Source organism: Streptomyces sp. NPDC054770 (assembly GCF_053611985.1).
This window is the reverse complement of sequence record NZ_JBSHBL010000027.1, coordinates 11,974-36,417: the sequence shown is the minus strand read 5'-3', so window position 1 is coordinate 36,417 and position 24,444 is coordinate 11,974. Positions and strand designations below refer to the sequence as shown.

Annotated in this window: 3 protein-coding genes; 1 reads left to right on the top strand and 2 read right to left on the bottom strand. The window is 74.9% G+C overall.

The genetic code is table 11. The annotated features are described in order from the left end of the window. Together ACWGKQ_RS23450 and ACWGKQ_RS23445 are read right to left on the bottom strand one after the other, a co-directional pair. Nucleotides 1-1,113: a FecCD family ABC transporter permease gene (locus ACWGKQ_RS23450; protein WP_453293888.1), complete on the bottom strand. Its 1,113-nt coding sequence runs from the start codon at nucleotides 1,111-1,113 to the stop codon at nucleotides 1-3. Next, a complete protein-coding gene (locus tag ACWGKQ_RS23445; protein WP_453293887.1) occupies nucleotides 1,110-2,135 on the bottom strand; it encodes a FecCD family ABC transporter permease in 1,026 nt (341 codons plus the stop codon). The genes ACWGKQ_RS23450 and ACWGKQ_RS23445 overlap by 4 nt, the downstream gene beginning before the upstream one ends. A gap of 346 nt (nucleotides 2,136-2,481) precedes the next feature. Here ACWGKQ_RS23445 and ACWGKQ_RS23440 point away from each other — a divergent pair, with 346 nt between their 5' ends. Further along, nucleotides 2,482-24,441 (top strand): non-ribosomal peptide synthase/polyketide synthase, encoded by a 21,960-nt coding sequence (locus ACWGKQ_RS23440; RefSeq protein WP_453293956.1) that lies wholly within the window; start codon nucleotides 2,482-2,484, stop codon nucleotides 24,439-24,441. The last annotated feature ends 3 nt before the right edge of the window (nucleotides 24,442-24,444 follow it).

The following is a 24,444-nucleotide window of genomic DNA, read 5'->3' as shown; positions in this document are numbered from 1 at the left end:
TCAGCCTCCAGATCCGGCGCGGTTGGCGCGGACGAGCAGCCACAGCAGGACCGGCGCGCCGAGGGCGCCGGTGACGATCCCGACCGGCAGTTCCGTCCCGGGGACCGCCTCGCGGGCGAGGAGGTCGGAGCCGAGGACGACGAACGCGCCGGTGAGACCGGAGACGAGCGGGGGCGGTGCCGAGGTGCCGGCCAGCCGCAGCGCGATCTGCGGGCAGGCCAGGGCCACGAAGGCCACCGGTCCGGCCGCCGCCGTACCGAAGGCGACCAGGCCCACCCCGGTCAGCAGCAGCGCCAGCCGGACCGGCTGGACGGGGGTGCCGAGCCCGGCGGCCACGTCGTCGCCGAGCTGGAGCGTGCGCATCCAGCGGCCCAGGCCGAGGGTGACGGGCAGCAGGACGACCAGGGCGACCGCCAGGGAGTCGACCTGGCCCCAGGTACGGCCGTTGAGGTTGCCGACCAGCCAGCCCAGCGCCTCCTCGGCCTGGAACCGGTTGCCCCGTGCCACCAGGAAGTCGGTGGCGCTGGTGCAGATCCACGAGACGCCGATGCCGACGAGGATGATGCGGTAGCCGGTGGCCCCGCCCTTCCAGGCGAGCGCGTACACGAGCAGTGCGGTCGCCAGGGCGCCGAGCAGTCCGACGGTGGACAGCCCGAGCCCGCCGGCCCAGCCGAGCACCACCGCCGCCACCACCGCGGTGCCGGCGCCCTCGGTCAGCCCGATCATGTCGGGGCTGGCCAGCGGGTTGCGGGTCATCGTCTGGAACACCGCACCGGAGACCCCGAAGGCGATGCCGACCAGGAGGCCGGTCAGGGCGCGGGGCAGCCGCAGGTCCCGTACGACGACGAGCGTCCCGGGGTCGCCCACCCCGAAAAGGGCCTTGACGACGTCGGGCAGGCTCACCGGGTAGTCGCCGAGGGCCAGGCCCCAGCAGAACAGCGCGAACGCGCCCACGCCGACGAGCACTCCGGTCAGCACCAGGCGCGGCCGCAGCATGCCGGAGACCGGGGGCACGGCCAGCCGGAACGGCCGGTCGCGCAGCGCGGGCCGGGCGGGAGCAGTGAGAGCAGGAGCAGGCGAGGGAGCGGGAGAGGGTTGTGCGGGCACGCTCATACCTCCGCGAGTTTCCGGCGGCGGACCAGGGCGATGAAGAACGGGCCGCCGAGGAAGGCGACGAGGACACCGGCCTGGATCTCGGTGGGCCGGGCCACCATCCGGCCCGTGATGTCGGCGGACAGCAGCAGGACCGGCGCCAGCGCGGCGGACAGCGGCAGCAGCCAGCGGTGGTCGGGTCCGATGCCGGCGAACTGGGCGAGCAGCCGGGCGATGTGCGGGACGACCAGGCCGAGGAAGACCACCGGGCCGATGACGGCGACCGAGGCGCCGGTCAGCAGCACGATCGCGGTCACCCCCTGGAGCCGTACCAGGCCCAGCCGCCGGCCCAGCGAGGCGGCCACGTCGTCGCCGAGCGCCAGGCTGTTCAGGGCCGGGGCGCAGGACAGGGCGAGGACCGCGCCGACCGCGAGGAACGGCAGGATCCGCACCAGGTCGCCTGAGTCCTGGTCGGCCAGGGTGCCGGCGGACCAGTAGCGGTAACGGTCCAGCGCGTCCTGGTCGGTGAGCACCACGGCACTGGTCAGCGACGACAGCAGCGAGGTGACGGCCACTCCGGCGAGCGCCAGCTTCGCCGGGGTCGCCCCGGAGCGGCCCAGCCGCCCCAGGAAGAAGACCAGGACGCTCGCGGCGAGCGCCCCGGCGAACGCGAACCACACGTAGCCGTACAGCGATCCGACCCCGAACACCGCGACCGACACGACGATGGCGAAGGACGCGCCCGCGCTCACCCCGAGGATGCCGGGGTCGGCGAGGGGGTTGCGGGTCAGGGCCTGCATCAGCGCGCCGGACATGCCGAGCGCGGCGCCCGTGGTCAGGCCGAGCAGGGTCCGGGGGATGCGCACCGACCAGATCACGTTGTCGACCAGCCGGCTCGGCGGATGCCCGAGGACCGAGCGCACCACCTGGTCGAGCGGGACGCTCAAGGCGCCCAGCGCCACGGAGAGCAGGGACAAAAGGACCAGGAGGGCGACGATCAGTGTCACCAGCACCGTGGTGCGAAGCCTTCTGCCTGAAGCCACTTGCCGGTCTCCATGCCGTCGTCCGGTGGACCGCGAACAGTCCTGATAGCAGGTTAGGTGAGCATAACCTCAGTGGCTGTGACTTGGGCCGCTGAAGTCATATTGACCCTGTTGAGTTAGGCAATCCTTACCTTACTATGCGAGCGGTCGCGGCTCCGCTGAGCCGTTCCACACCTATGGGGAGGCACGGGCAGCTGTGTCGGGCAACACGCGTTCTTCCGCACCTTCTTCCGCGGCTTCGGCTTCGGTCTCGGCTCCGGCTTCGACTCCGACTTCGACGGCGCGGACGGCATCCACGGAGAAGTACTGGCGGGAACGGTTCGCCGCACCGGCACCGGAGACCTCACTGCCGTTCGACCTCCCGCATCCGGTACGCCCGCAGGAGCCCCGGCCGCGTGCCGTCCGCACGGCCACGCTCACCGGGACGGCCGGAACGGCCGACGAACCCACCCTGCTCGCCGCCTTCGCCGCCCTGCTGCACCGGTACGGCGGCGGCGCGGCCCAGGACCTGACGGTCGCTCACCAGGGGCTTCCGCTGCGGCTGGTGGTGCACGGCGCCCTGCCGTTCGCCGAGTTGCGCGAGCACGTCACGAGCGTCCACGCACAGGCCGCCGCCCATCGGCTGCCCACCGCGGAGCTGCTACGGCTGCTCGCCCCCGAACCCGGCCGCGGCGGCGCCCTGTTGTGCGCCGTCGGCTTCGGCACCGCCCCCTGGGGCGACGGCGGCCCGCTGGACCTGGCGCTGTCCGTGAGCGACGGGGAGGTGCGCGCGGACTACGCCACCGACCTCTTCGAGCCCGCCACCGCCGACCGGATCCTCGGCCACTTCGCCACGCTCCTCGCCGACGCCCTCGACCGGCCCGGCACCCCGGTCGCCGACCTCGAACTCCTCGGCGCCGACGAGCGGCAGCGGATCCTGGCCGACTGGAACGACACCGCGCACGACGTGCCCGCGCTCACCTGGCCGCGCATGTTCGCCGACCAGGTCGCCGCCCGCCCCCACGAAGTGGCCCTCGTCCACGGGGACGTCCGCCTCACCTACGCCGAACTCGACGCCCGCTCCGCCCGGTTGGCACACGCCCTGGTCGCCCGGGGCGCCGGACCCGAGCAGGTCGTGGCGCTCGCCGTACCCCGCTCCGCCGACATGATCGTCGCGGAGGTCGCCGTACTGAAGACGGGCGCTGCCTACCTCCCCGTCGACACCGACTACCCGGCCGACCGCATCGCCTACATGCTCGACGACGCCCGCCCGGTCTGCCTCGTCACCACCGCCGACATGGTCCCCGACCTGCCGCCGGGCACCGACCCGCTGGTCCTGGACGCCCCGGAGACCGCCGCCGAGCTGGCCGCTCACCCGGCCCACGACCCCGCCGGCGCCGACCAGTTGACGGTCGCGCACGCCGCGTACGTCATCTACACCTCCGGCTCCACCGGCCGCCCCAAGGGCGTGGTGCTCTCCCACGCGGGCGTCGCCAAGCTGGTCGCCACCCAGCGCGAGCGGTTCGGGATCGGCCCGCACAGCCGGGTCCTGCAGTTCGCCTCGCCCAGCTTCGACGTGGCCTTCTGGGACCTGTGCCTCGGCCTGCTCTCCGGCGGCCGGCTGGTCGTCGTACCCGCCGACCGCCGGGTGCCCGGCGCGCCCCTCGCCGACTACGCGAACGAGCACGGCATCACCTTCATGATCCTGCCACCCGCCCTGCTCGCGGCCATGCCCGAGGACGTCCAACTCCCGCCCACCGCCACTCTGCTGGCCGGCACCGAGCGCGTCTCGCCCGAACTGGTCGGCCGCTACGCGCGCGGCCGGATGATGTTCAACGCCTACGGACCCACCGAGGCCACCACCAACTCCACCCTCGGCCGCTGCGACCCGGACACCCCGGCCGGCACCATCGTGCCCATCGGCGTCCCCGACCCGGGCACCCGCGCCTACGTCCTGGACGACCGGCTGCGGCCGGTACCCGCCGGAGTGGTCGGGGAGCTGTACCTCGGCGGCGCCGGACTCGCCCGCGGCTACCTCGGGCGGCCCGCCCTGACCGCCGAACGGTTCGTCGCCGACCCGTTCGGCGCGCCCGGCGAACGGCTCTACCGCACCGGCGACCTGGTCCGCTGGAGGTCCGACGGACGCCTTGAGTTCCACGGCCGTGCCGACAGCCAGATCAAGATCCGCGGCTTCCGTGTCGAGCCCGGCGAGATCGAGTCGGTGCTGCGCGCCCACCCGGCCGTCGACCAGGCCGCCGTCGTGGTCCGCGAGGACCGCGCCGGCGACCGCCGCCTCGCCGCCTACGTCGTGCCCGCCCTGGACTCCCCGGCCGGCACCGCAGGGGCCGCCGAGGCCGTGTCCGACTGGAAGGACCTGCACGAACTCCTCTACTCCGCCGCCGGATCCGACGGCTTCGAGGAGAACTTCGCGGGCTGGAACAGCATGTACGACGGCCTGCCCCTCCCGCTCGCCGACCTGCGCGAGTGGCGGGACGCGACCGTCGCCCGGATCCGCGAACTGCGGCCCCGCCGGGTCCTGGAGATCGGCGTCGGCAGCGGCCTGCTGCTCTCCCGGATCGCCCCCGACTGCGCCGAGTACGTCGGCACCGACCTCTCCGAGGAAGCCGTACGCGCACTGCGCGCCCAGGTCGACGCCGTACCGGAACTGGCCGGCAAGGTCACCCTGCACGCCCGCCCCGCGCACGAGCTGACCGGCCTGCCCGCCGGCTACTTCGACACGATCGTCGTCAACTCCGTCATCCAGTACTTCCCGAGCGCCGACTACCTCGCCGACGTCCTCCGCTCGGCGGCGCAACTGCTCGCGCCCGGTGGGTCGTTGTTCATCGGTGACGTCCGCAATCTGCGGCTGCTGCGGACCCTGGCCGCCGCCATCGAGTCGGGCCGGGCCCACACGGAGCACACGGAGTCCACCGACGACAAGGAAGCCCTGCGTGCCGCCGTCGACCGGGCCGTGGCCTGGGAGGGCGAACTCCTCGTGGACCCGGACTACTTCGCGACCCTGGACGGCTTCACGGCCGACATACGGATCAAGCGCGGCACCCACCACAACGAGCTGACCCGCTACCGGTACGACGTCGTGCTGCGGCCCGGCACGGCGGCGACGGCCGTCCCGTCGCAGTCGCAGTCGCAGGACCTTGCGTGGTCCGCGCTCGGCAGTCCGGACGCCCTCGCCGAGCGGCTCGCCGGTCTGGACCCCTCCGCCCGTCTCCGCGTCACCGGCATCCCCAACGCCCGCCTCGCCCCCGACCTGGCCGCGCTCGGCGCCCTCGACGACAGCAGCCGCACCGGCAGCGCCGGCGTCGACCCGGAGACCCTGTACGAGACCGCCGCCCGGCACGGCTGCCGGGCCGGCCTCACCTGGACCGCGGACGCCGAGGACGGCAGCTTCGACGCGGTGTTCGGGCGCGGCGCCGACACCCCGCTCGGCCCGCTGTACGTCCCTGGCCAGGCCCACCCGCACGCCAACCGCCCGGCGCCGTTCCGCAACGTCACGGCGCTGATGGCCGGGCTGCGCGCACACGCCGCCGAGTTCCTGCCCGAGTACATGGTCCCGGCCGCCCTCGTCCCGCTGGACCGGCTCCCCGTCACCCCCAGCGGCAAGCTCGACTCCGCCGCCCTGCCGGTCCCGGACTACGGCCTGCTCAGCTCCGGGCGGGCCCCGCGCACCGAACGCGAGCGCCTGCTGTGCGACCTGTACGCACGCGCCCTGCGGGTGCCCTCGGTGACCGTCGACGACGACTTCTTCGCGCTCGGCGGGGACAGCATCGTCGCGATCCAGCTGCTCGTCCTGGCCCGCCGGGCCGGTCTGGAGCTGACCCCGCGCGACGTCTTCCGGCACCGCACGGTCGCCCAGCTCGCCGGCGTCGCCCGCACCGCCGACACCGCCGAGGACCCGTCCGCCGCCCCCTGGGACCCGCCGCCCGCCGAAGAACTCGCCGCACTCCAGGGCGACGACCCGCTCACCGTCGCCGAGGTCCTGCCGCTCGGCCCGCTCCAGGAGGGCTTCTTCTTCCACGCCCTCGTGGACGGCGCCGAGCACGACGCCTACGTCGTCCAGCAGGTGCTCGAACTCGCCGGACCCGTTGACGGCACCCTCCTCCGGCAGGCCGCCCAGCGGCTCCTCGACCGGCACGCCCCGCTGCGCGCCTGCTTCCGCCAGCTCCCGGACGGCCGCCCGGCCCAGCTCGTCGCCACCGGCCTCGACCTGCCGTGGCGCGAGGTCGACCTGTCCGCCCAGGATCCCGCCGTCCGCGCGGGCCTCGCCGAGGCCGTCGCCGCCGACGAACGCGCCCGCCGCTTCGACCTCGCCCGCCCCCCGCTGCTGCGCTGCGCCCTGGTCCGCCTCGCGGATGACCGCAGCCGCCTGGTGCTGACCTTCCATCACATCGTCGCCGACGGCTGGTCACTGCCCGTCCTGCACCGCGAACTTCTGTCCCTCTACGGTGAGGTGCCCGCCCCGCTCCCCGAAGTCGCCCCGCACCGCGGCTACCTGGCCCGCGTCGCGCGCGCCGACCGGGAGGCCGCCCGGGACGCCTGGCGCGCCGCCCTCGCCGGCATCGACGAGCCCACCCGCCTGGTCGAGACCCCGGCCGCCGGACCGATCGAGCCCGCGCAGCTCCGCGTCGAACTGCCCGAGCGCACCACCGCCCGGCTCACCGCCCGCGCCCGCGAGCACGGCGTCACCCTCGGCACGGTCGTCCAGACCGCCTGGGGCCTGCTCCTCACCGGGCTGACCGGCCGCCAGGACGTGGTCTTCGGCACCACCGTCTCCGGCCGCGACGCCGCCGTGCCCGGCATCGAGTCCATGGTCGGCCTCTTCATCAACACCCTGCCCACCCGGCTGAGCTGGGCCCCCGCCGACACCCTCGGAACCGTTCTGGAACGCCTCCAGCAGGAGCAGAGCGCCCTGCTGGACCACCAGCACCTCGGCCTCGCCGAGATCCAGCGGGCCGCCGGACACGCGGGCGGCGGCGAACTCTTCGACACCCTGGTGGTGTTCGAGAACTACCCCGCCGAACCGGACCTCGCCGACCCGACCGGCACGGTCCGCCTGGCCGGGCACGCCTTCCACGACGCCGTGCACTATCCGCTGGCCCTGATCGTCAAGCCCGGCCGACGGCTCGACCTGCGCCTCAAGCACCACACGGACCGGGTCTCCGCCGAGGCGGTGCGGCTGCTCGCCGACCGGCTCACCCTGGTCCTGGACGCCCTCGCCGAGGACACCGCACGCCCGGTGGCCGCCCTGGACCTGCGCACCGAGGCCGAGCGGGCCGCCGTACCGGGCGAGGGTGAGCGTCGCCCCGTACCGCCGACCACGCTGCCCGCCGCGATCGCCGCACAGACCGCCCGCACCCCCGACGCCACCGCCGTCGTGTACGAGGGCACCACCCTCACCTACGCCGAACTCGACGCGCGCGCCGAGGCGTTGGCCCGCCGCCTGCGCGCCCGCGGCGCCGCCCCCGACCGGTTCGTCGCCGTCGCCGTGCCCCGCTCCGCCGAGCTGATGGTCGCCCTCCTCGGAGTGCTGAAGTCGGGCGCGGCCTATCTGCCGGTCGACCTCGACTACCCGGCCGACCGCATCGCGTACATGCTCACCGACTCCGGCGCCCGGACCGTCGTCACCACGGCACGGGACGCCGTACGGCTGCCGGCGGTGGACGGACTGGAGGTCGTGCACGTCGAGGAGGACGAGGAGCCGCAGGACGTACCGCGGTCCGCACCCCTCACCCCCGACCACCCCGCCTACCTCATCTACACCTCCGGCTCCACCGGCCGCCCCAAGGGTGTCGTCGTCACCCACCGCGCCATCGGCAACCGGCTCGCCTGGATGCAGGGCGCCTACGGACTCGCCGCCGGCGACCGGGTGCTGCAGAAGACCCCGTCCAGTTTCGACGTCAGCGTCTGGGAGTTCTTCTGGGCGCTGCACGAGGGCGCCGCGGTCGTGCTCGCCGCGCCCGACGGGCACCGCGACCCCGCCTACCTGGCCCGGCTGATCCGGGCCGAGGGTGTGACGACGATGCACTTCGTGCCGTCGATGCTGGACGCGTTCCTCGCGTCGGAGGAGGTCACCGCCGATCCCGCCTGGGCGGCCGGCCTGCGCCGCGTCTTCAGCAGCGGCGAGGCCCTGTCCGGCGCGGCGGCCCGGCGCTGGCGCGACCTGACCGGCGTACCGCTGCACAACCTGTACGGCCCCACCGAGGCCGCCGTCGACGTGACCCATCACGCCTACGACGGCGCGCCCGGCACCACCGTGCCGATCGGGCGGCCCGTGTGGAACACCGGCCTGCGCGTCCTTGACGCCTGCCTGCGCCCGGTGCCCGACGGGGTGCCCGGCGAGCTCTACCTGACCGGCGTGCAGCTGGCCCGCGGCTATCACCGGCGCCCCGCGCTCACCGCCGACCGTTTCGTCGCCGACCCGTACGCGACCGCGCCCGGCGCGCGCATGTACCGCACCGGCGACCTGGTCCGCCGCCGCCCCGACGGCGTCCTCGACTACCTCGGCCGCACCGACCGGCAGGTCAAGCTGCGCGGCAACCGCATCGAACTCGGCGAGATCGAGGCCGCGTTGACCAGCCACCCGGCGGTCGCGCGCGGTGCCGTCGTCGTCCGGGACGGACGTCTGGTCGCCTACGCGGTCCCGGTTGCCGGTGCCGTCGCCGACCCCGCAGACCTGCGCGCCGCCCTCGCCGAGGCGCTGCCCGCGCCGCTGGTTCCGGAGGCGTACGTCGTCCTCGCCGACCTGCCGCTCACCCCCAGCGGCAAGCTCGACCAGGCCGCGCTGCCCGCCCCCGAGGCCGAACGCGCCGCCCGCCGCGAGCCCGCCGGGCCCCTGGAGCGGCGGCTCACCGAGATCTTCGCCGCCGTCCTCGGCGTCGCCGACGCCGGCCCGGACGACGACTTCTTCCGGCTCGGCGGCGACAGCATCAGCTCCATCGGCGTCGCCAGCCGGGCCCGCGCGGCAGGGCTTGACCTCAGCCCGCGCGACGTCTTCACCCACCGCACGCCCGCCGCCCTCGCGGCCACCGCGGGCACCGCCACGGCAGCCGTCCCCGCCGCCGCTGCCGCCTTCACCCTCACCGACGCCGAACACGCCCGGATCCGCGCCCTCGCCGCCCCGGCCGCCGTCGCCGACGTCTGGCCGCTGGCCCCCCTCCAGGAGGGCCTGTTCTTCCACTCGGCCTACGACCAGGGCGCGTTGGACGTCTACACCGTCCACGAGACCTTCGACTTCGCCGCCGGTCTGAACCCGGCCCGGCTGCGCGCCGCCGCCCGCACGATCCTGGACCGCAACCCGGGTCTGCGCGCGGGCTTCACCAGCGAAGGCCTCGACCAGCCCGTGCAGTTCATCGTCGAGACCCCGGAAACCCCGGAGATCCCGCTCGACGAGGTCGACCTCTCCCGCCTCCCGGTCGCCGAACAGGACGAGCGGGTCCGGGAGTTGACCGAGGCCGAGCGCAACCGCCGCTTCGACCTGTCCGCGCCCCCGCTGTTCCGGCTGCTCCTGCTGCGGCTCGGCGCCGAGCGCGGCGACCGGCTCGTCATCGGCCGGCACCTGATCCTCTGGGACGGCTGGTCGGCCTGGCTCTTCCTCGACGAGCTGTTCGCCCTGTACGAGACCGGCGGCGACGCCTCCGCGCTGCCCGACCCCGGCAGCTACCGGGACTACCTGACCTGGCTGGACCAGCAGGACGACACGGCCGCCACCGCCGCCTGGCGCACCGCGCTGGCCGGCCTGGAGGAACCCACCCTGCTGGCCCCGACGGCACCCGACGGCCTCGAACCGGTCATCCCCGACCAGCTCGACGTCCGCCTCACCGCCGAACTCGGCGACCGGCTGCGGGAGACCGGCCGGGTCCACGGCCTCACCCTGAACACCCTGCTCAACGCGGCCTGGGGGCTCACCCTCGCCTCCGCCACCGGCCGCCCCGACGTCGTGTTCGGCACCACGGTCGCCGGCCGGCCCAGCGAGGTCCACGACGTCGAGAACATCATCGGCCTGTTCCTCAACACCGTCCCCACCCGGATCGCCCTCGACCCCGCCGAGCCGGTCGTCGACCTGCTCCGCCGCGTCCAGGGCGAGCGCCTCGACCTGATGCCGTACGAGCACCTCAGCCTCGGCGTGCTCCAGGCCGAGACCGGGCACCGCAAGCTGTTCGACACGCTGTTCGTGCTGCGCAACAACGACACCGAGGACCGGCTGGCAGAGCTGCGCACCCGGCACGGCGCCACCGCCGTCGCCAACGTCGACGCCACCCACTACCCGGCCAACCTCGTCGTCACCCCCGGGCAGCGGATCACGGTCACCCTGACCCACCGGCCCGACCTCGTCCCGGCCGACCGAGCCCGCGCCCTGCTCGACCGCTTCACCCTCCTCGTCGACCGCCTCACCGCCGACCTCACGGCACCCGTCGGCTCCCTCGACCCGCTGCTGCCCGCCGAACACGCGGCCCTGCGCGAGGAGTGGGCGGCCGGCCGGGTCGAGGTCCCCGAGGAGACCATCGCCGACCTGCTGGCCAGCCAGGCCGGGCGCACCCCGGACGCCCGCGCCCTCGTCCTCGGCGAACGCGCGCTGACGTACGCCGAACTCGACGCGGCCGTCAACCGGATGGCCCGGCTGCTCATCGAACGGGGCGCCGGTCCCGAGCGGGTGGTCGCGCTCGGCCTGGGCCGCTCCCTGGACATGGTGGTCGCGCTCTTCGCCGTCCTGCGTACCGGAGCCGCCTACCTTCCCCTGGAACTGGACCACCCGGCCGACCGGCTCTCCCTGATGCTGGCCGACGCCCGCCCGCTGCTCCTGCTCTCCACCGCCGCCGTCTCCGCGACCCTCGACGGCGACGACCTGCCGCGCGTCCTGCTCGACGACCCGGTGGTACGGGACGAGCTGGCCGGCCTCCCCGACACCCCCGTCCGGCGCCGCTTCAGCCTCGAACACCCCGCCTACGTCATCTACACCTCCGGCTCCACCGGCCGCCCCAAGGGCGTCGTCACCCCCTACCGGGGCCTGACCAACATGCAGCTCAACCACCAGAAGGAGATCTTCGAGCCCGCGATCGCCGCCGCGGGCGGCCGGCGGCTGCGGATCGCGCACACGGTGTCCTTCGCCTTCGACATGTCGTGGGAGGAACTGCTCTGGCTGGTCGAGGGCCACGAAGTGCACGTCTGCGACGAGGAGTTGCGGCGCGACGCGGAGGCGCTGGTCGCCTACTGCGAGCAGCACCGCATCGACGTCGTCAACGTCACGCCCACGTACGCCCGGCTGCTGATCGAGCAGGGTCTGCTGGAGGGCCACGTCCCGCCGCTGGTCCTGCTCGGCGGCGAGGCGGTACCGGAGACGGTGTGGGCGGCCCTGCGCGACACCGACGGCACCTACGGATACAACCTGTACGGGCCGACCGAGTACACCATCAACGCCCTCGGCGGCGGCACCCTCGACAGCCCCACGCCCACCGTCGGCAAGCCCATCCGCGGCACCCGCGCGCACCTCCTGGACGCCTGGCTGCGCCCGGTGCCCGACGGCGTCCCCGGCGAGCTGTACATCGCAGGCATCGGCCTGGCCCGCGGCTATCTCGACCGGCCCGGCCTGACCGCCGAGCGGTTCGTCGCCGACCCGTTCGGCGCGCCCGGCGAGCGCATGTACCGCACCGGCGACCTGGTGCGCCGGAGCCCCGACGGCAACCTCGACTTCCTCGGCCGCACCGACGACCAGGTCAAGATCCGCGGCTACCGCATCGAACCCGGCGAGATCGAGACCGCCCTCAGCCGCCACCCGCTGGTCTCCCAGGCCGCCGTCGTGGTCCGCGACGAACGCCTCGTCGGCTACGTCGTGCCCTCCGGCGCCGACCCCGCCGACCGCACCGCCGACCGCATCGCCGCCGAGGCCGCGCAGGTGGGGGAGTGGCAGGAGATCTACTCCGACGAGTACGAGGAGATCGGCACCGCCGTCTTCACCGAGCAGTACGACGGCTGGGACAGCTCCTACGACGGCCGGCCCATCCCCTTCGAGCAGATGCACGAGTGGCGTGAGGCCACCGTGGCCCGCATCCGCGCCCTGAACCCGCGCCGCGTCCTCGAAATCGGCGTCGGCTCCGGCCTGCTGCTGTCCCGGCTCGCCCCGGAGGCGCAGGAGTACTGGGCGACCGACTTCGCCGCCCCGGTGATCCGCAAGATCGGCGCGGAGCTGAGGGCCCGGGATCCCGAGCTGGCTTCCCGGGTGGAGCTGCGCTGCCGGCCCGCCGACGACCTCGGCGGCCTGCCCGCCGGCCACTTCGACACGATCGTCATCAACTCCGTCATCCAGTACTTCCCGAGCATCGAGTACCTCACCGCCGTCATCGACGGCGCCATGGAGCTGCTCGCACCCGGCGGCGCCCTGTTCGTCGGCGACGTCCGCAACCTGCGGCTCGCCCGCACCTTCCACACCGAGATCCAGCGCGCCCGGGGGACGGCGGACGCCGACCTGGAGCGGGCGGTGGAGCGCGGGCTGCGCCTGGAGAAGGAACTCCTGGTCGACCCGGACTACTTCACCACCCTCGGCCACGGCGTCGACCTGCGCACCAAGCGCGGCCGGCACCACAACGAACTGACCCGGCACCGCTACGACGTCGTCCTGTACGCCGGTGAGCCGGACGTCCGTCTCGAAGACGCCCCGACGGTCGAGTGGAGCACGGCCCACACGGTGGGCGAACTGGCGCAGGGCGGCCTGACGTCCGAGGCCGTCGGCCATCTCCTGGACGGCATCCGGCAGTTGACCGCGCGGGTCGGCGAACGCCCGGGCGCGGAGTGGGCCGCCGCCCTGCGCGTGACCGGCATCCCGGACGGCCGCACCGCCGGGGACGGCATCGACCCGGAGACCCTGCACGCGCTCGGCGCGGGCGCCGGATACCGCGTCCTGACGACGTGGTCGGAGCGCACCGGCACCTACGACGCCGTCTTCCTCACCACCGAGACGGCTGAACACCGCCTCACCGGAGGCCTGTTCCGCCCCGGCGGCGGTACCGCCCCCTACGCCAACGACCCCACCGCCGCCCGCGAGACCGCCGCCCTGGTCCGGCGGCTGCGCGAGGACCTCGGCCGGGAACTGCCCGAGTACATGGTCCCGGCCGCCTTCGTCACCGTCGAGGGCCTGCCCATGAACGCCAACGGCAAGCTGGACGTGCGCGCGCTGCCCGAGGCCGAGCCCGCCGTCGCCCTCGGCGGCGGCCGCGGCCCCCGCACCCCGCAGGAGGAGGTGCTCTGCCGCCTGTTCGCGGAGGTGCTCGGGCTGCCCGAGGCCGGTGCGGAGGACAACTTCTTCGACCTAGGCGGCCATTCGCTGCTCGCCACCAGGCTGGTCAGCCGCGCCCGCACCGAACTGGGCGCCGAACTCGCCATCCGCGACCTCTTCGAGGCCCCCACCCCCGCCCGGCTCGCCGCCCGCGTCGGCGCCGCGAGCCCCGCCCGGCCGCCCGTCACCCCGGTGACCGACCGGCCCGCCCGGATCCCGCTGTCCCCGGCCCAGCGCCGGCTGCTGCTCGTGGAGGAGATCACCGGCAGCGGGGTCGCCTACAACTTCCCGCTGGTCTTCCGGCTGCGCGGCGACCTCGGCACCGAGGCCCTGCGTGCCGCCCTGCGGGACGTGGCCGTCCGCCACGAGGCGCTGCGCACCGTGTTCCCGGCCCACGACGGGGAGCCGTACCAGCGGATCGTCCCCGCCGAGGACGCGCACCCGGCCCTCACCGTCACCGAGGCCACCGAGGCCGAACTGCCCGCGCTGATCGAGGCGGCCCAGCGCCGCCCCTTCGACCTCACGGCCGAACTCCCACTGCGCTGCGAGGTGTTCCGGCTGGCCGACGGCGACCATGTGGTGGCCGTCGTCCTGCACCACATCACCACCGACGAGTGGTCCGACCGGCCGTTCCTCGCCGACCTCGACACCGCCTACGCGGCCCGCCGCGCGGGTGCGGCCCCGGACTGGGCGCCGCTGCCCGTGCAGTACGCCGACTACACCCTCTGGCAGCGGCAGCTGCTCGATGCCACCGGCGAGACCCAACTCGCGTACTGGCGGGATGCGTTGCGCGGGCTGCCCGACGAGCTGACGCTGCCCGCGGACCGGCCGCGCCCCGCCGGGCCGACCGGCCGCGGCGGCAAGGTCCGCCTGGAGCTGCCCGCCGCCACCGGCCTCGCCCTGCGCGACCTCACGGCGGCCACCGGCACCAGCATGTTCATGCTGTTCCAGGCCGCGACCGCCGCCCTGCTGCAGCGGCAGGGAGCGGGCGACGACATCCCCCTCGGCGCACCCGTCGCGGGCCGTACCGACGAGGCGCTCGGCGACCTGGTGGGCTTCTTCGTCAACACCCTGGTACTGCGCACCGACCTGTCCGGCGACCGGCTGACGTTCCGTGAACTCCTCGGCCGGGTCCGGGAGTCGTCGCTGTCCGCCTTCGAGTACCAGGACCTGCCCTTCGACCGGGTGGTGGAGGCCCTCAACCCGCCCCGGGTGGCCGGCCGCAACCCGCTCTTCCAGGTCATGCTCGGCTACCACCACCGGCCCGACGGCGACCCCGACGTGCTGGGCCTGGCCACCGAGTGGTCCGACATGGACACCGGCATGGCCAAGTTCGACCTGCACTTCACCTACGCCGACGAGTCCGACCGCGTGGTCCTGCTCCTGGAGTACGCCACCGACCTCTTCGACCACGGCACGGCCGAGGCTCTGGCCGACCGCGCCGTCCGGCTCCTCGCGCACGCCGCCGCCGAACCGGACGCCCCGCTCGCGGACCTGGACCTTCTCGACGAGGACGAGCGGGCCCGTGTCCTGACCGGCTGGAACGACACCGCGCGGCCCGTCCCGGACCTGACCCTCCCCGAGCTGTTCCGCGCCCAGGCGGCCCGCACCCCCGACGCCACCGCCCTCGTCTTCGAGGAGCAGCGGCTCAGCTATGCCGAACTGGACGCCCGGGTCGAGCACACCGCCCGGGTCCTGGCCGGTCTCGGCGCGGGCCCGGAGCGGACCGTCGCCGTCGCCCTGCCGCGCTCGGCCGACCTCGTCGTGGCCCTCCTCGCCACCCACCGCGCCGGTGCCGCCTATCTGCCGCTGGACCCGGACTACCCGGCGGACCGGCTCGCCCTCATGGTCGAGGACGCCCGCCCGGTGTGCGTGATCCGCGACGCCCTGCCCACCGGCCCGGAGGGCGAACTGCCGGCGTCGTACGACCCCCGGCACCCGGCGTACGTCATCTACACCTCGGGCTCCACCGGCCGCTCCAAGGGCGTGGTCGTCCCGCACGAGGGCATCGCCAACCGGCTGCTGTGGATGCAGGACACCTACCGACTCGGAGCCGGCGACCGGGTGTTGCAGAAGACGCCGTCCAGCTTCGACGTGTCGGTGTGGGAGTTCTTCTGGCCGCTGATCACCGGCGCCACGCTGGTCGTCGCCCGGCCCGAGGGCCACCGCGACCCCGCCTACCTGGCCGCGCTGATCCGCGAACAGGACGTCACCACCGTCCACTTCGTGCCCTCCATGCTCCAGCTCTTCCTGGAGGAGCCGACGGCCGCCGGCTGCACCGGCCTGCGCCGCGTGCTGTGCAGCGGCGAGGCGCTCTCGGCCGCCCTCACCCGCCGCTTCCACGACCTGCTGGACGCCGAACTGCACAACCTGTACGGGCCGACCGAGGCGTCCGTCGACGTCACCGCGATCGAGATCGCCCCCGGCGCGACGAGCGTCCCCATCGGCCGCCCGGTGTGGAACACCAGCCTGTACGTCCTCGACGGGGCCCTGCGCCCGGTGCCGCCCGGTGTCGCGGGGGAGCTGTACCTGGCGGGCGTGCAGCTGGCCCGCGGCTATCTGGACCGGCCCGGGCTGACCGCCGAGCGGTTCGTCGCCGACCCGTACGGCGTGGCGGGCAGCCGCATGTACCGCACCGGCGACCTGGCCCGCTGGACTGCCGACGGCACGGTCGAGTACCTCGGCCGCACCGACGACCAGGTGAAGGTGCGCGGCTTCCGCGTCGAGCCCGGCGAGATCGAGGCCGTGCTCGCCGCTCATCCGTCCGTCGCGCAGGCCACGGTCACCGTGCACGGCCAGACGCTCGTGGCCCATGTCGTCCCCGCCGCGGGCCCGGTGGTGGACGCGACCGCCCTGCGCGGCCACGCCGCCGCCGCACTCCCCGCCCACATGGTGCCCGCCGCCTACATCACCCTCGACGCGCTGCCGCTCACCCCGAACGGCAAGCTCGACCGCAAGGCCCTGCCCGCCCCCGAGTTCACCGCGGGCACCGCAGACGGCACCGCGCCGCGCACCCCGCGCGAGGAGATCCTCGCCGCCCTCGTCGCCGACGTCCTGGGACGCGAACGGGTCGGCGTGCACGACGACTTCTTCGCGCTCGGCGGCCACTCGCTGCTCGCCATGCGTCTGGTCAGCCGCGTCCGCAGCGCACTCGGTACGGAACTGACGGTCCGGGACGTCTTCGAGGCGCCGACCGTGGCCCTGCTCGCCGCCCGCACCGACACCTCCGCCGCCGGGTCGCGTCCCGCGCTCGCCGCCCCCCGCCCCCGCCCCGATCTGCTCCCGCTGTCCTCGGCGCAGCGCGGGCTGTGGCTGCTCGCCCAGGTCGACGGCGCGAGCACGGCGTACAACCTCCCCTCGGCCTGGCGGCTGACCGGCCCCCTCGACCGGGCCGCCCTCCAGGCCGCCCTGAACGACGTGGCCGCCCGGCACACCCCGCTGCGGACCGTCTTCCCGGCGGTCGACGGCGTGCCGTACCAGCGGATCCTGGCCGATGCCCAAGTCCCTCTGGAGGCAGCCGCGTTCGAGGACCTCGCGTCCCGCGCCGCACACGTCTTCGACCTGGAACGCGAACTCCCGTTCCGTGCCACCCTGTTCGAGACCGGGCCCGGCGAGCACGTCCTGCTGCTCCTGCTGCACCACATCGCCACCGACGAGTGGTCCGACCGCCCGCTGCTCGCCGACCTCGCCACCGCCTACGCGGCCCGCACGGCCGGGCGCGCCCCCGACTGGGCTCCGCTGCCCGCGAGTTACGCCGACCACACGCTCTGGCAGCGCGACCTGCTGGCCGCCACCGAGCCGGATCTGCTCGCCCACTGGACCGAGGCCCTGCGCGGACTGCCCGCCGAGCTGAACCTGCCTGCCGACCGGCCGCGGCCCGCCGAGCCCAGCGGGCGCGGCGGCACCACCGGCTTCACCGTCCCGCCCGCCCTGGCCGGCGCCCTGCGCGGCCTGGCCCGCGCCCACGGCGTCAGCATGTTCATGGTGGCCCAGGCCGCGGTGGCCGCGCTGCTGCACCGGCTCGGCGCGGGCGACGACATCCCGCTCGGCGCCCCGGTGTCCGGGCGGTCCGACGAGGCCCTCGAAGACCTGGTCGGCTTCTTCGTCAACTCCCTGGTGCTGCGCACCGACCTGTCCGGCGACCCCACCTTCGCCGAGCTGCTGGTCCGGGTCCGGGACACCGACCTGGCCGCCTACCAGCACCAGGACCTGCCCTTCGAACGGCTGGTGGAGGCCCTCAACCCCGAACGCTTCCTGGCCCGGCACCCGTTGTTCCAGGTGATGGTCGTCCACCTCACCGGACAGGGCGAAGGACCCGCGCTGCCCGGACTCACCGTCCGCCGTGAGAGCGTCGGGCAGGACAGCGCCAAGTTCGACCTGAGCTTCGACTTCGTCGAGCAGGGCGAGCGCGTCGACGGCTGGATCGAGTACAGCGCCGACCTCTTCGACGAACGGACCGCCGAACTCCTCGCCCGCCGGCTGGAGTCCCTGCTGGCCCAGGTCGCCGCCGACCCCGGCCGCCGCGTCGGCACCCTCGACGTGCTGCGCGACGACGAACGCGCCCGCGTGCTCACCGACTGGAACGACACCGCGCGGCCCGTCCCGGACCTCACGCTCCCCGAACTGTTCCGTGCCCAGGCGGCCCGCACGCCCGCCGCCACGGCCGTCGTCTTCGAGGACACCGCACTCACCTACGCCGAACTCGACCGGCGCGTCGAGCGGCTCGCCCACACCCTGGCCGCGCACGGAGCCCGCGCCGAGACGACCGTCGCCGTCGCCCTGCCGCGCTCCGTCGCCCTCGTGGTGACCCTGCTCGCCGTACACCGCGCGGGCGCCGCCTACCTGCCCCTCGACCCCGGCTACCCGGCCGAGCGGCTGGCGTACACGCTCACCGACGCCCGCCCGGCCTGCCTGGTCACGGGAGCGGACGTGGCCGTTCCAGACACCGGTGCGCCCCGCCTCACGGTGGCCGCCGACGGCACGCCCGACCTCCCGGCCGACGCCCCCCTGCCCACCGCCTACGACCCCCGCCACCCCGCCTACGTCATCTACACCTCCGGCTCCACCGGCCGTCCCAAGGGCGTGACCGTCCCGCACCTGGGCATCGCCAACCGGCTGCTGTGGATGCAGGACACCTTCCGACTCGGCGCCGACGACCGCGTGTTGCAGAAGACCCCGGCGGGCTTCGACGTGTCGGTGTGGGAGTTCTTCTGGCCGCTGGTCACCGGCGCCACACTGGTCGTCGCCCGGCCCGAGGGGCACCAGGACCCGGCCTACCTGGCCGCCCTGATCCGGCGCGAGCGCGTCACCACGGCCCACTTCGTGCCGTCCATGCTGCGCGCCTTCCTCGACGAGCCGGCTGCCGCCGACCGCACCGGCCTCCGCCAGGTGATGTGCAGCGGCGAGGCCCTGCCCGCCCCGCTGGCCGCCCGGTTCCGTCAAGTCCTGCCGGACACCCGCCTGCACAACCTCTACGGGCCGACCGAGGCGTCCGTCGACGTCACCGCGACCGAGGTCGCCCCCGGCGCGGCCTCCGTCCCCATCGGCCGCCCGGTGTGGAACACCCGCACCTACGTCCTCGACGCCGGCCTCCGCCCGGTGCCGCCCGGTGTCGCCGGGGAGCTGTACCTGGCGGGCGTGCAGCTGGCCCGCGGCTATCTCGGCCGCCCCGGGCTGACCGCGGAGCGGTTCGTCGCCGACCCGTACGGCGTGGCGGGCAGCCGCATGTACCGCACCGGCGACCTGGCCCGCTGGACCACCGACGGCGAGCTGGAGTACCTCGGCCGCACCGACGACCAGGTCAAGCTGCGCGGTTTCCGGATCGAGCTCGGCGAGATCGAGACCGTGCTCGCCGCCCACCCGTCCGTGGCGCACGCCACCGTCGTGGTCCGCGACGACCGGCTCGTGGCGTACGTCGTCGCGGCCCCCGGTGCGACGGCCGACCCCGCCGCCCTGCGCACCCACGCCGCGGCCGCCCTGCCCGAGTACATGGTCCCGGCCGCCGTGCTCGCCCTCGACGCCCTCCCGCTCACCCCGAACGGCAAGCTCGACCGCAGGGCGCTGCCCGCCCCGGACTTCGCCGCCGAGGTGACCGACACCCGGCCGCGCACCCCGCTGGAGGAGACCCTGGGCGCCCTCGTCGCCGAGGTGCTCGGCCTCGAACGGGTCGGTGTCGACGACGACTTCTTCGCCCTCGGCGGGGACAGCATCGTCGCCATGCAGCTGGTCGCCCGGGCCCGCGCCGCCGGGCTGGCGTTCAGTCCGCGCGACGTGTTCCGGCACAAGTCGGTGGCGGGCCTGGCCGCGGTGGCGACCACGGCCCTGGACGAACGGGACGAGCGGGCCGAGCGGGACGGGACCACCGCCCTGCTCGACCTCACCGACGCCGAACGCGCCGAGGCCGCCGCGCTGCCCGCCGGCACCGACGTACTGCCCCTCTCCCCGCTCCAGGCCGGACTGCTCTTCCACGCAGCCCTGGACTCCGGCGACGCGGGACCGGACGTCTACACCGTGCAGATCTCCTACGACCTCGAAGGCCCCGTCGACGCCGACCGGCTGCGCGCCGCCGCCCAGGACCTGCTCGACGCCCACGAGAACCTGCGCAGCGGCTTCCGGTACCTGGCCTCCGGACGCCCGGTGGCCGTCGTACCGCGCACCGCAGTGCTGCCCTGGCGGCAGCTCGACCTCACCGACGGCGCCGACCTCACCGACGGCGCCGACGGCTCCGCCGACTCCGCCGACTCCGCCGACGAGGCGGCCTGGGCCCGGCTGCTCGGGCAGGAGCGGCGCCGCTTCGACCCCGAACGCCCGCCGCTGCTCCGCCTGTTGCTGGCCAGGACCGGCCCGGACCGGCACCGCCTCGTCCTCTCGCACCAGCACCTGCTCCTCGACGGCTGGTCGCTGCCGCTGCTCACCGCCGAGCTGTGGGCGCGCTACGAGGGCCGCACCCCGCCACCGCCCGCCCCCTACCGTGCCCACCTGCGGCTGCTGGCCGCCCAGGACCCTGCCGACTCCGCCGCCTGGTCCGAGGCCCTCACCGGGCTCGCCGAACCCACCCGGCTCGCGCCCGCCGACCCCGACCGGGCCGCCGCCGTCCCGCACACCCACACCGTGCAGCTGGACGCCGGCCGCACGGCGGAACTGGAGGCGTTCGCCCGGCGCGCGGGTGTCACCGTCAACACCCTCGTGCAGGCGGCCTGGGGCGTGCTCCTCGGCCGGCTCACCGGACGCGACGACGTGGTGTTCGGCGCCACCGTGGCGGGCCGCGCGCCCGAACTCGCCGGATCCGAGGCGATGATCGGCCTGTTCATCAACACGATCCCGGTCCGGGTGCGGATCCGCCCCGAGGAGAGCACGGCCGCCCTTCTGGAACGGCTCCAGGACGAGCAGTCCCGGCTCATCGCCCACCAGCACCTCGGCCTCGCCGACATCCAGCGCACCGCCGGACTCGGCGAACTCTTCGACACGCTCGTGGTGTTCGAGTCGTACCCCGTGGCAGAGCCCGACCAGGCCCCGGGTGACGCACCACGCGTCACGGTCCGCGACCACCAGGACTCCACCCACTACCCGCTGGCCTGGGCGGTCGAGCCCGCCGAACGGCTGCGGGTGACCGCCGAGTTCCGCCCCGACCTGTTCGAGGCGGCCACCGTACGGCGGATCACGGACGCCCTGACCGGCCTGCTGACCGGCATGGCCGCAGACCCCGAGCGCCCCGTCGGACGGCTCGACCTGCTCGGCTCCGCCGACCGGTACACCGTCCTGGAGACCTGGAACGACAACGCCCTCCCGGCCGCCGAACGCCTCGGCACGGTACCGGAGCTGTTCGCCGCCCAGGCCGCCGCCACCCCGGACGCGGTCGCCGTCACCGACGGCCGCACCACCTGGACCTTCGCCGAACTCGACGCCCGCAGCACCGAGTTGGCGCGCGTCCTGGCCGGGCACGGCGCCGCACCCGAGCGGATCGTGGCCCTCGCCCTGCCCCGCACCGCCGACCACATCGCCGCGATCCTCGCCGTCATGAAGGCGGGCGCCGCCTATCTGCCCCTCGACCCCGACCTGCCCGGGGCCCGCCTCACCGGCATGCTCGCCGACGCCCGCCCGGTGCTGGTCCTGGCCACCGCCGGGACCGTCGGCACGCTGCCCTCGACGGACGTCCCCGTCCTGCGGATCGACGCCCCCGCGGACGGCCTTCCCCAGGCAGAGCCCACCGCCCCCGGTCCCGACCACCCCGCCTACGTCATCTACACCTCCGGCTCCACCGGCCGCCCCAAGGGCGTCGTCGTCACCCAGCGCGGAGTCGCCAACCTCTTCCACAGCCACCGCCACGACCTGCACGACCTCGCCAAGGAGCGCACCGGGCGGCGCCACCTGCGGGTCGGGCACGCCTGGTCGTTCTCCTTCGACGCCTCCTGGCAGCCGCAGCTGTGGCTCCTCGACGGACACGCCCTGCACATCGCCGACGACGACACCCGCCGCGACCCCGAACTGCTCGCCGGGTTCATCCGAGACCGGGGCATCGACTTCATCGAGGTCACCCCGTCCCTGCTCGCCCGGATGGCCGACAGCGGCCTGATCGGGCCCGGCGGCGAGTGCCCGCTCGCGCTGGTCGGCTTCGGCGGCGAAGCGGTACCCCAGTCGCTGTGGAGCAGGCTCGCCGCGCTCCGCGACACCGAGGCGGTCAATCTCTACGGCCCCACCGAGGCCACCGTCGACGCCCTCGTCGGCCGGGTCCGCGACAGCGCCCGCCCGGTCGTCGGCCACCCCGTCCACCACTCCCGCGCCTACGTCCTGGACACCGCCCTGCGTCCGGTCCCGCCCGGCGTCACCGGCGAGCTGTACCTGTCCGGACCCGGCCTGGCCCGCGGCTACCTCGGCCGGCCCGACCTCACCGCCGAACGCTTCGTCGCCGACCCCTTCGGACTGCCGGGGGAGCGGATGTACCGCACCGGCGACCTGGCCCGCTGGACCGAGGACGGGCTCCTGGAGTTCGCCGGACGCACCGACGACCAGGTGAAGATCCGTGGCTACCGGGTCGAACTCGCCGAGATCGAGGCCGCGTTGGACACCCATCCGGCCATCGCGCAGAGCGTCGTCGTGACCCGCGAACACCGGCCCGGGGTCCGGCAGTTGATCGCCTACGCGGTCTCGGTCGACGCCGACGGCACGGGCGGCACGGATGGCGCGGAGTTGCGCGCCCACGCCGCCGCCCGACTGCCCGACTACATGGTCCCGGCCGCCATGGTCGTCCTGGAGCGGCTGCCGCTGCTCTCCAACGGCAAGCTCGACCGGGCCGCCCTGCCCGCCCCCGACTTCACCGCGGCGGGCGGCGGCCGGGCCCCGCAGAACGACACCGAGCGCGCCCTGCGCGACCTGTTCGCGGACGCCCTCGGGCTGCCCGCCGAGGCGATCGGCACGGACGACGACTTCTTCGCTTTCGGCGGGGACAGCATCGTCGCCATGCAACTCGTCGCCCGCGCCCGCTCGGGCGGCCTGCGGGTCACTCCCCGCCAGGTCCTCCAGCACCGCACCGTCGCCGCCCTCGCCGCCGTCGCCGTCCCGCTGGGCGCGGGCGAACGGCGGGCCGCGCACGACGACGGCACCGGCACCGTCCCGCTCACCCCGATCATGCACGCCCTGCTGGACCGCGGCGGCCCCGTCGCCGCCTACCACCAGGCGGCCCTGCTGCGCACCCCGGCCGACCTCACCGAACCCGGCCTGCTGGCCGTGCTCGGGGCGCTCGCCGCACGGCACGACATGCTCCGGGCCCGGCTCGTCCGCACCCCGCAGCCCGCGCTGTCGGTACCCGCGGCGGCCGACACCGACGTACGGACCTGGCTCGCCCGGGTCGACGTGCGCGAGGCCGCCGCGTCCGAGGCCGCCGCGTCCGAGACCACTGCGTCCGGGGCCGCCCCGGGCGAGGCCGCGCTGCGGGACGCCATCGCCCGCCACGCACCGACGGCCCTGGCGGGACTCGACCCCGAGGCCGGGGCGATGGTGCGGGCGGTCTGGTTCGACGCCGGCCCGGACCGGCCCGGACGGCTGCTGCTCCTCGTCCACCACCTGGTGGTCGACGGCGTCTCCTGGCGCGTGCTGCTGCCCGACCTGGCCACCGCCTGGGCGGCGGTCCGCGGCGGCCGTACCCCCGAACTGGCCCCGGTGGAGCTGTCGTTCGCCCGCTGGTCTCGGCTGCTCGGCGCCCGGTCCTGTGAACCGGCCGCCGAGGACGAGCTGCCCTGGTGGACCTCCGCGCTCGCCGCGGGCGCCGACCTGCCCCTGGCCCGCCCGCTCGACCCGGCCCGGGACACCGTCGCCACCACCCGCTACCTGTCCCTCTCCCTGCCCGCCGCCGTCACCGGCCCCCTGCTGAGCCGGGTTCCGGCCGCCTTCGGGGCGAGCGTCAACGACGTCCTGCTCACCGCGTTCGCCCTGGCCGTCGGCGACTGGCGGGCCCGGACCCTCGGTGCGGCGAGCGCCGGCGGACCGGTCCTGGTCGACCTGGAGGGGCACGGCCGCGAGGAGGAACTCGCGGGCGACGCCGACCTGTCCCGTACGGTCGGCTGGTTCACCAGCGTCGTCCCGGTACGGCTCGACCCCGGTGCGTCCGGTCCGGCGGCCCTTGGCGGCGGACCCGCCCTCGACGCGGCCGTGGCCCGGATCCGCGAGCACCTCACCGCCCTGCCCACGGGCGGCATCGGCCACGGCCTGCTGCGCCGGCTCAACCCCGCGACCGGCCCGCTCCTCGCCGAACTCGCCGATCCGCAGATCGAGTTCAACTACATGGGCCGCTTCGACCGCCCCGCGGCCGCCGACTGGTCCTACACCGCCGAGGAGGACGCCGCCGACCTCGACGCCGACGCCGGCATGCCGATGTCGCACGCGCTCACCCTCAACGCCCTCACCGAGGACCGCCCCGAGGGGCCGGAGCTCAGCGCCCACTGGGCGTACGCGGCCGGACTCATCGGCGAGGACGCGGTACGGGAGCTGGCCGGGACCTGGTTCCGGGCGCTGGAGGCGCTGGTAGCACGCGCGGACGAACTGAACTGACCG

Bases quoted from the DNA above. Each gene is read 5' to 3' on its own strand.
- ACWGKQ_RS23450 (WP_453293888.1), bottom strand. From the start codon at position 1,113: ATGAGCGTGCCCGCACAACCCTCTCCCGCTCCCTCGCCTGCTCCTGCT.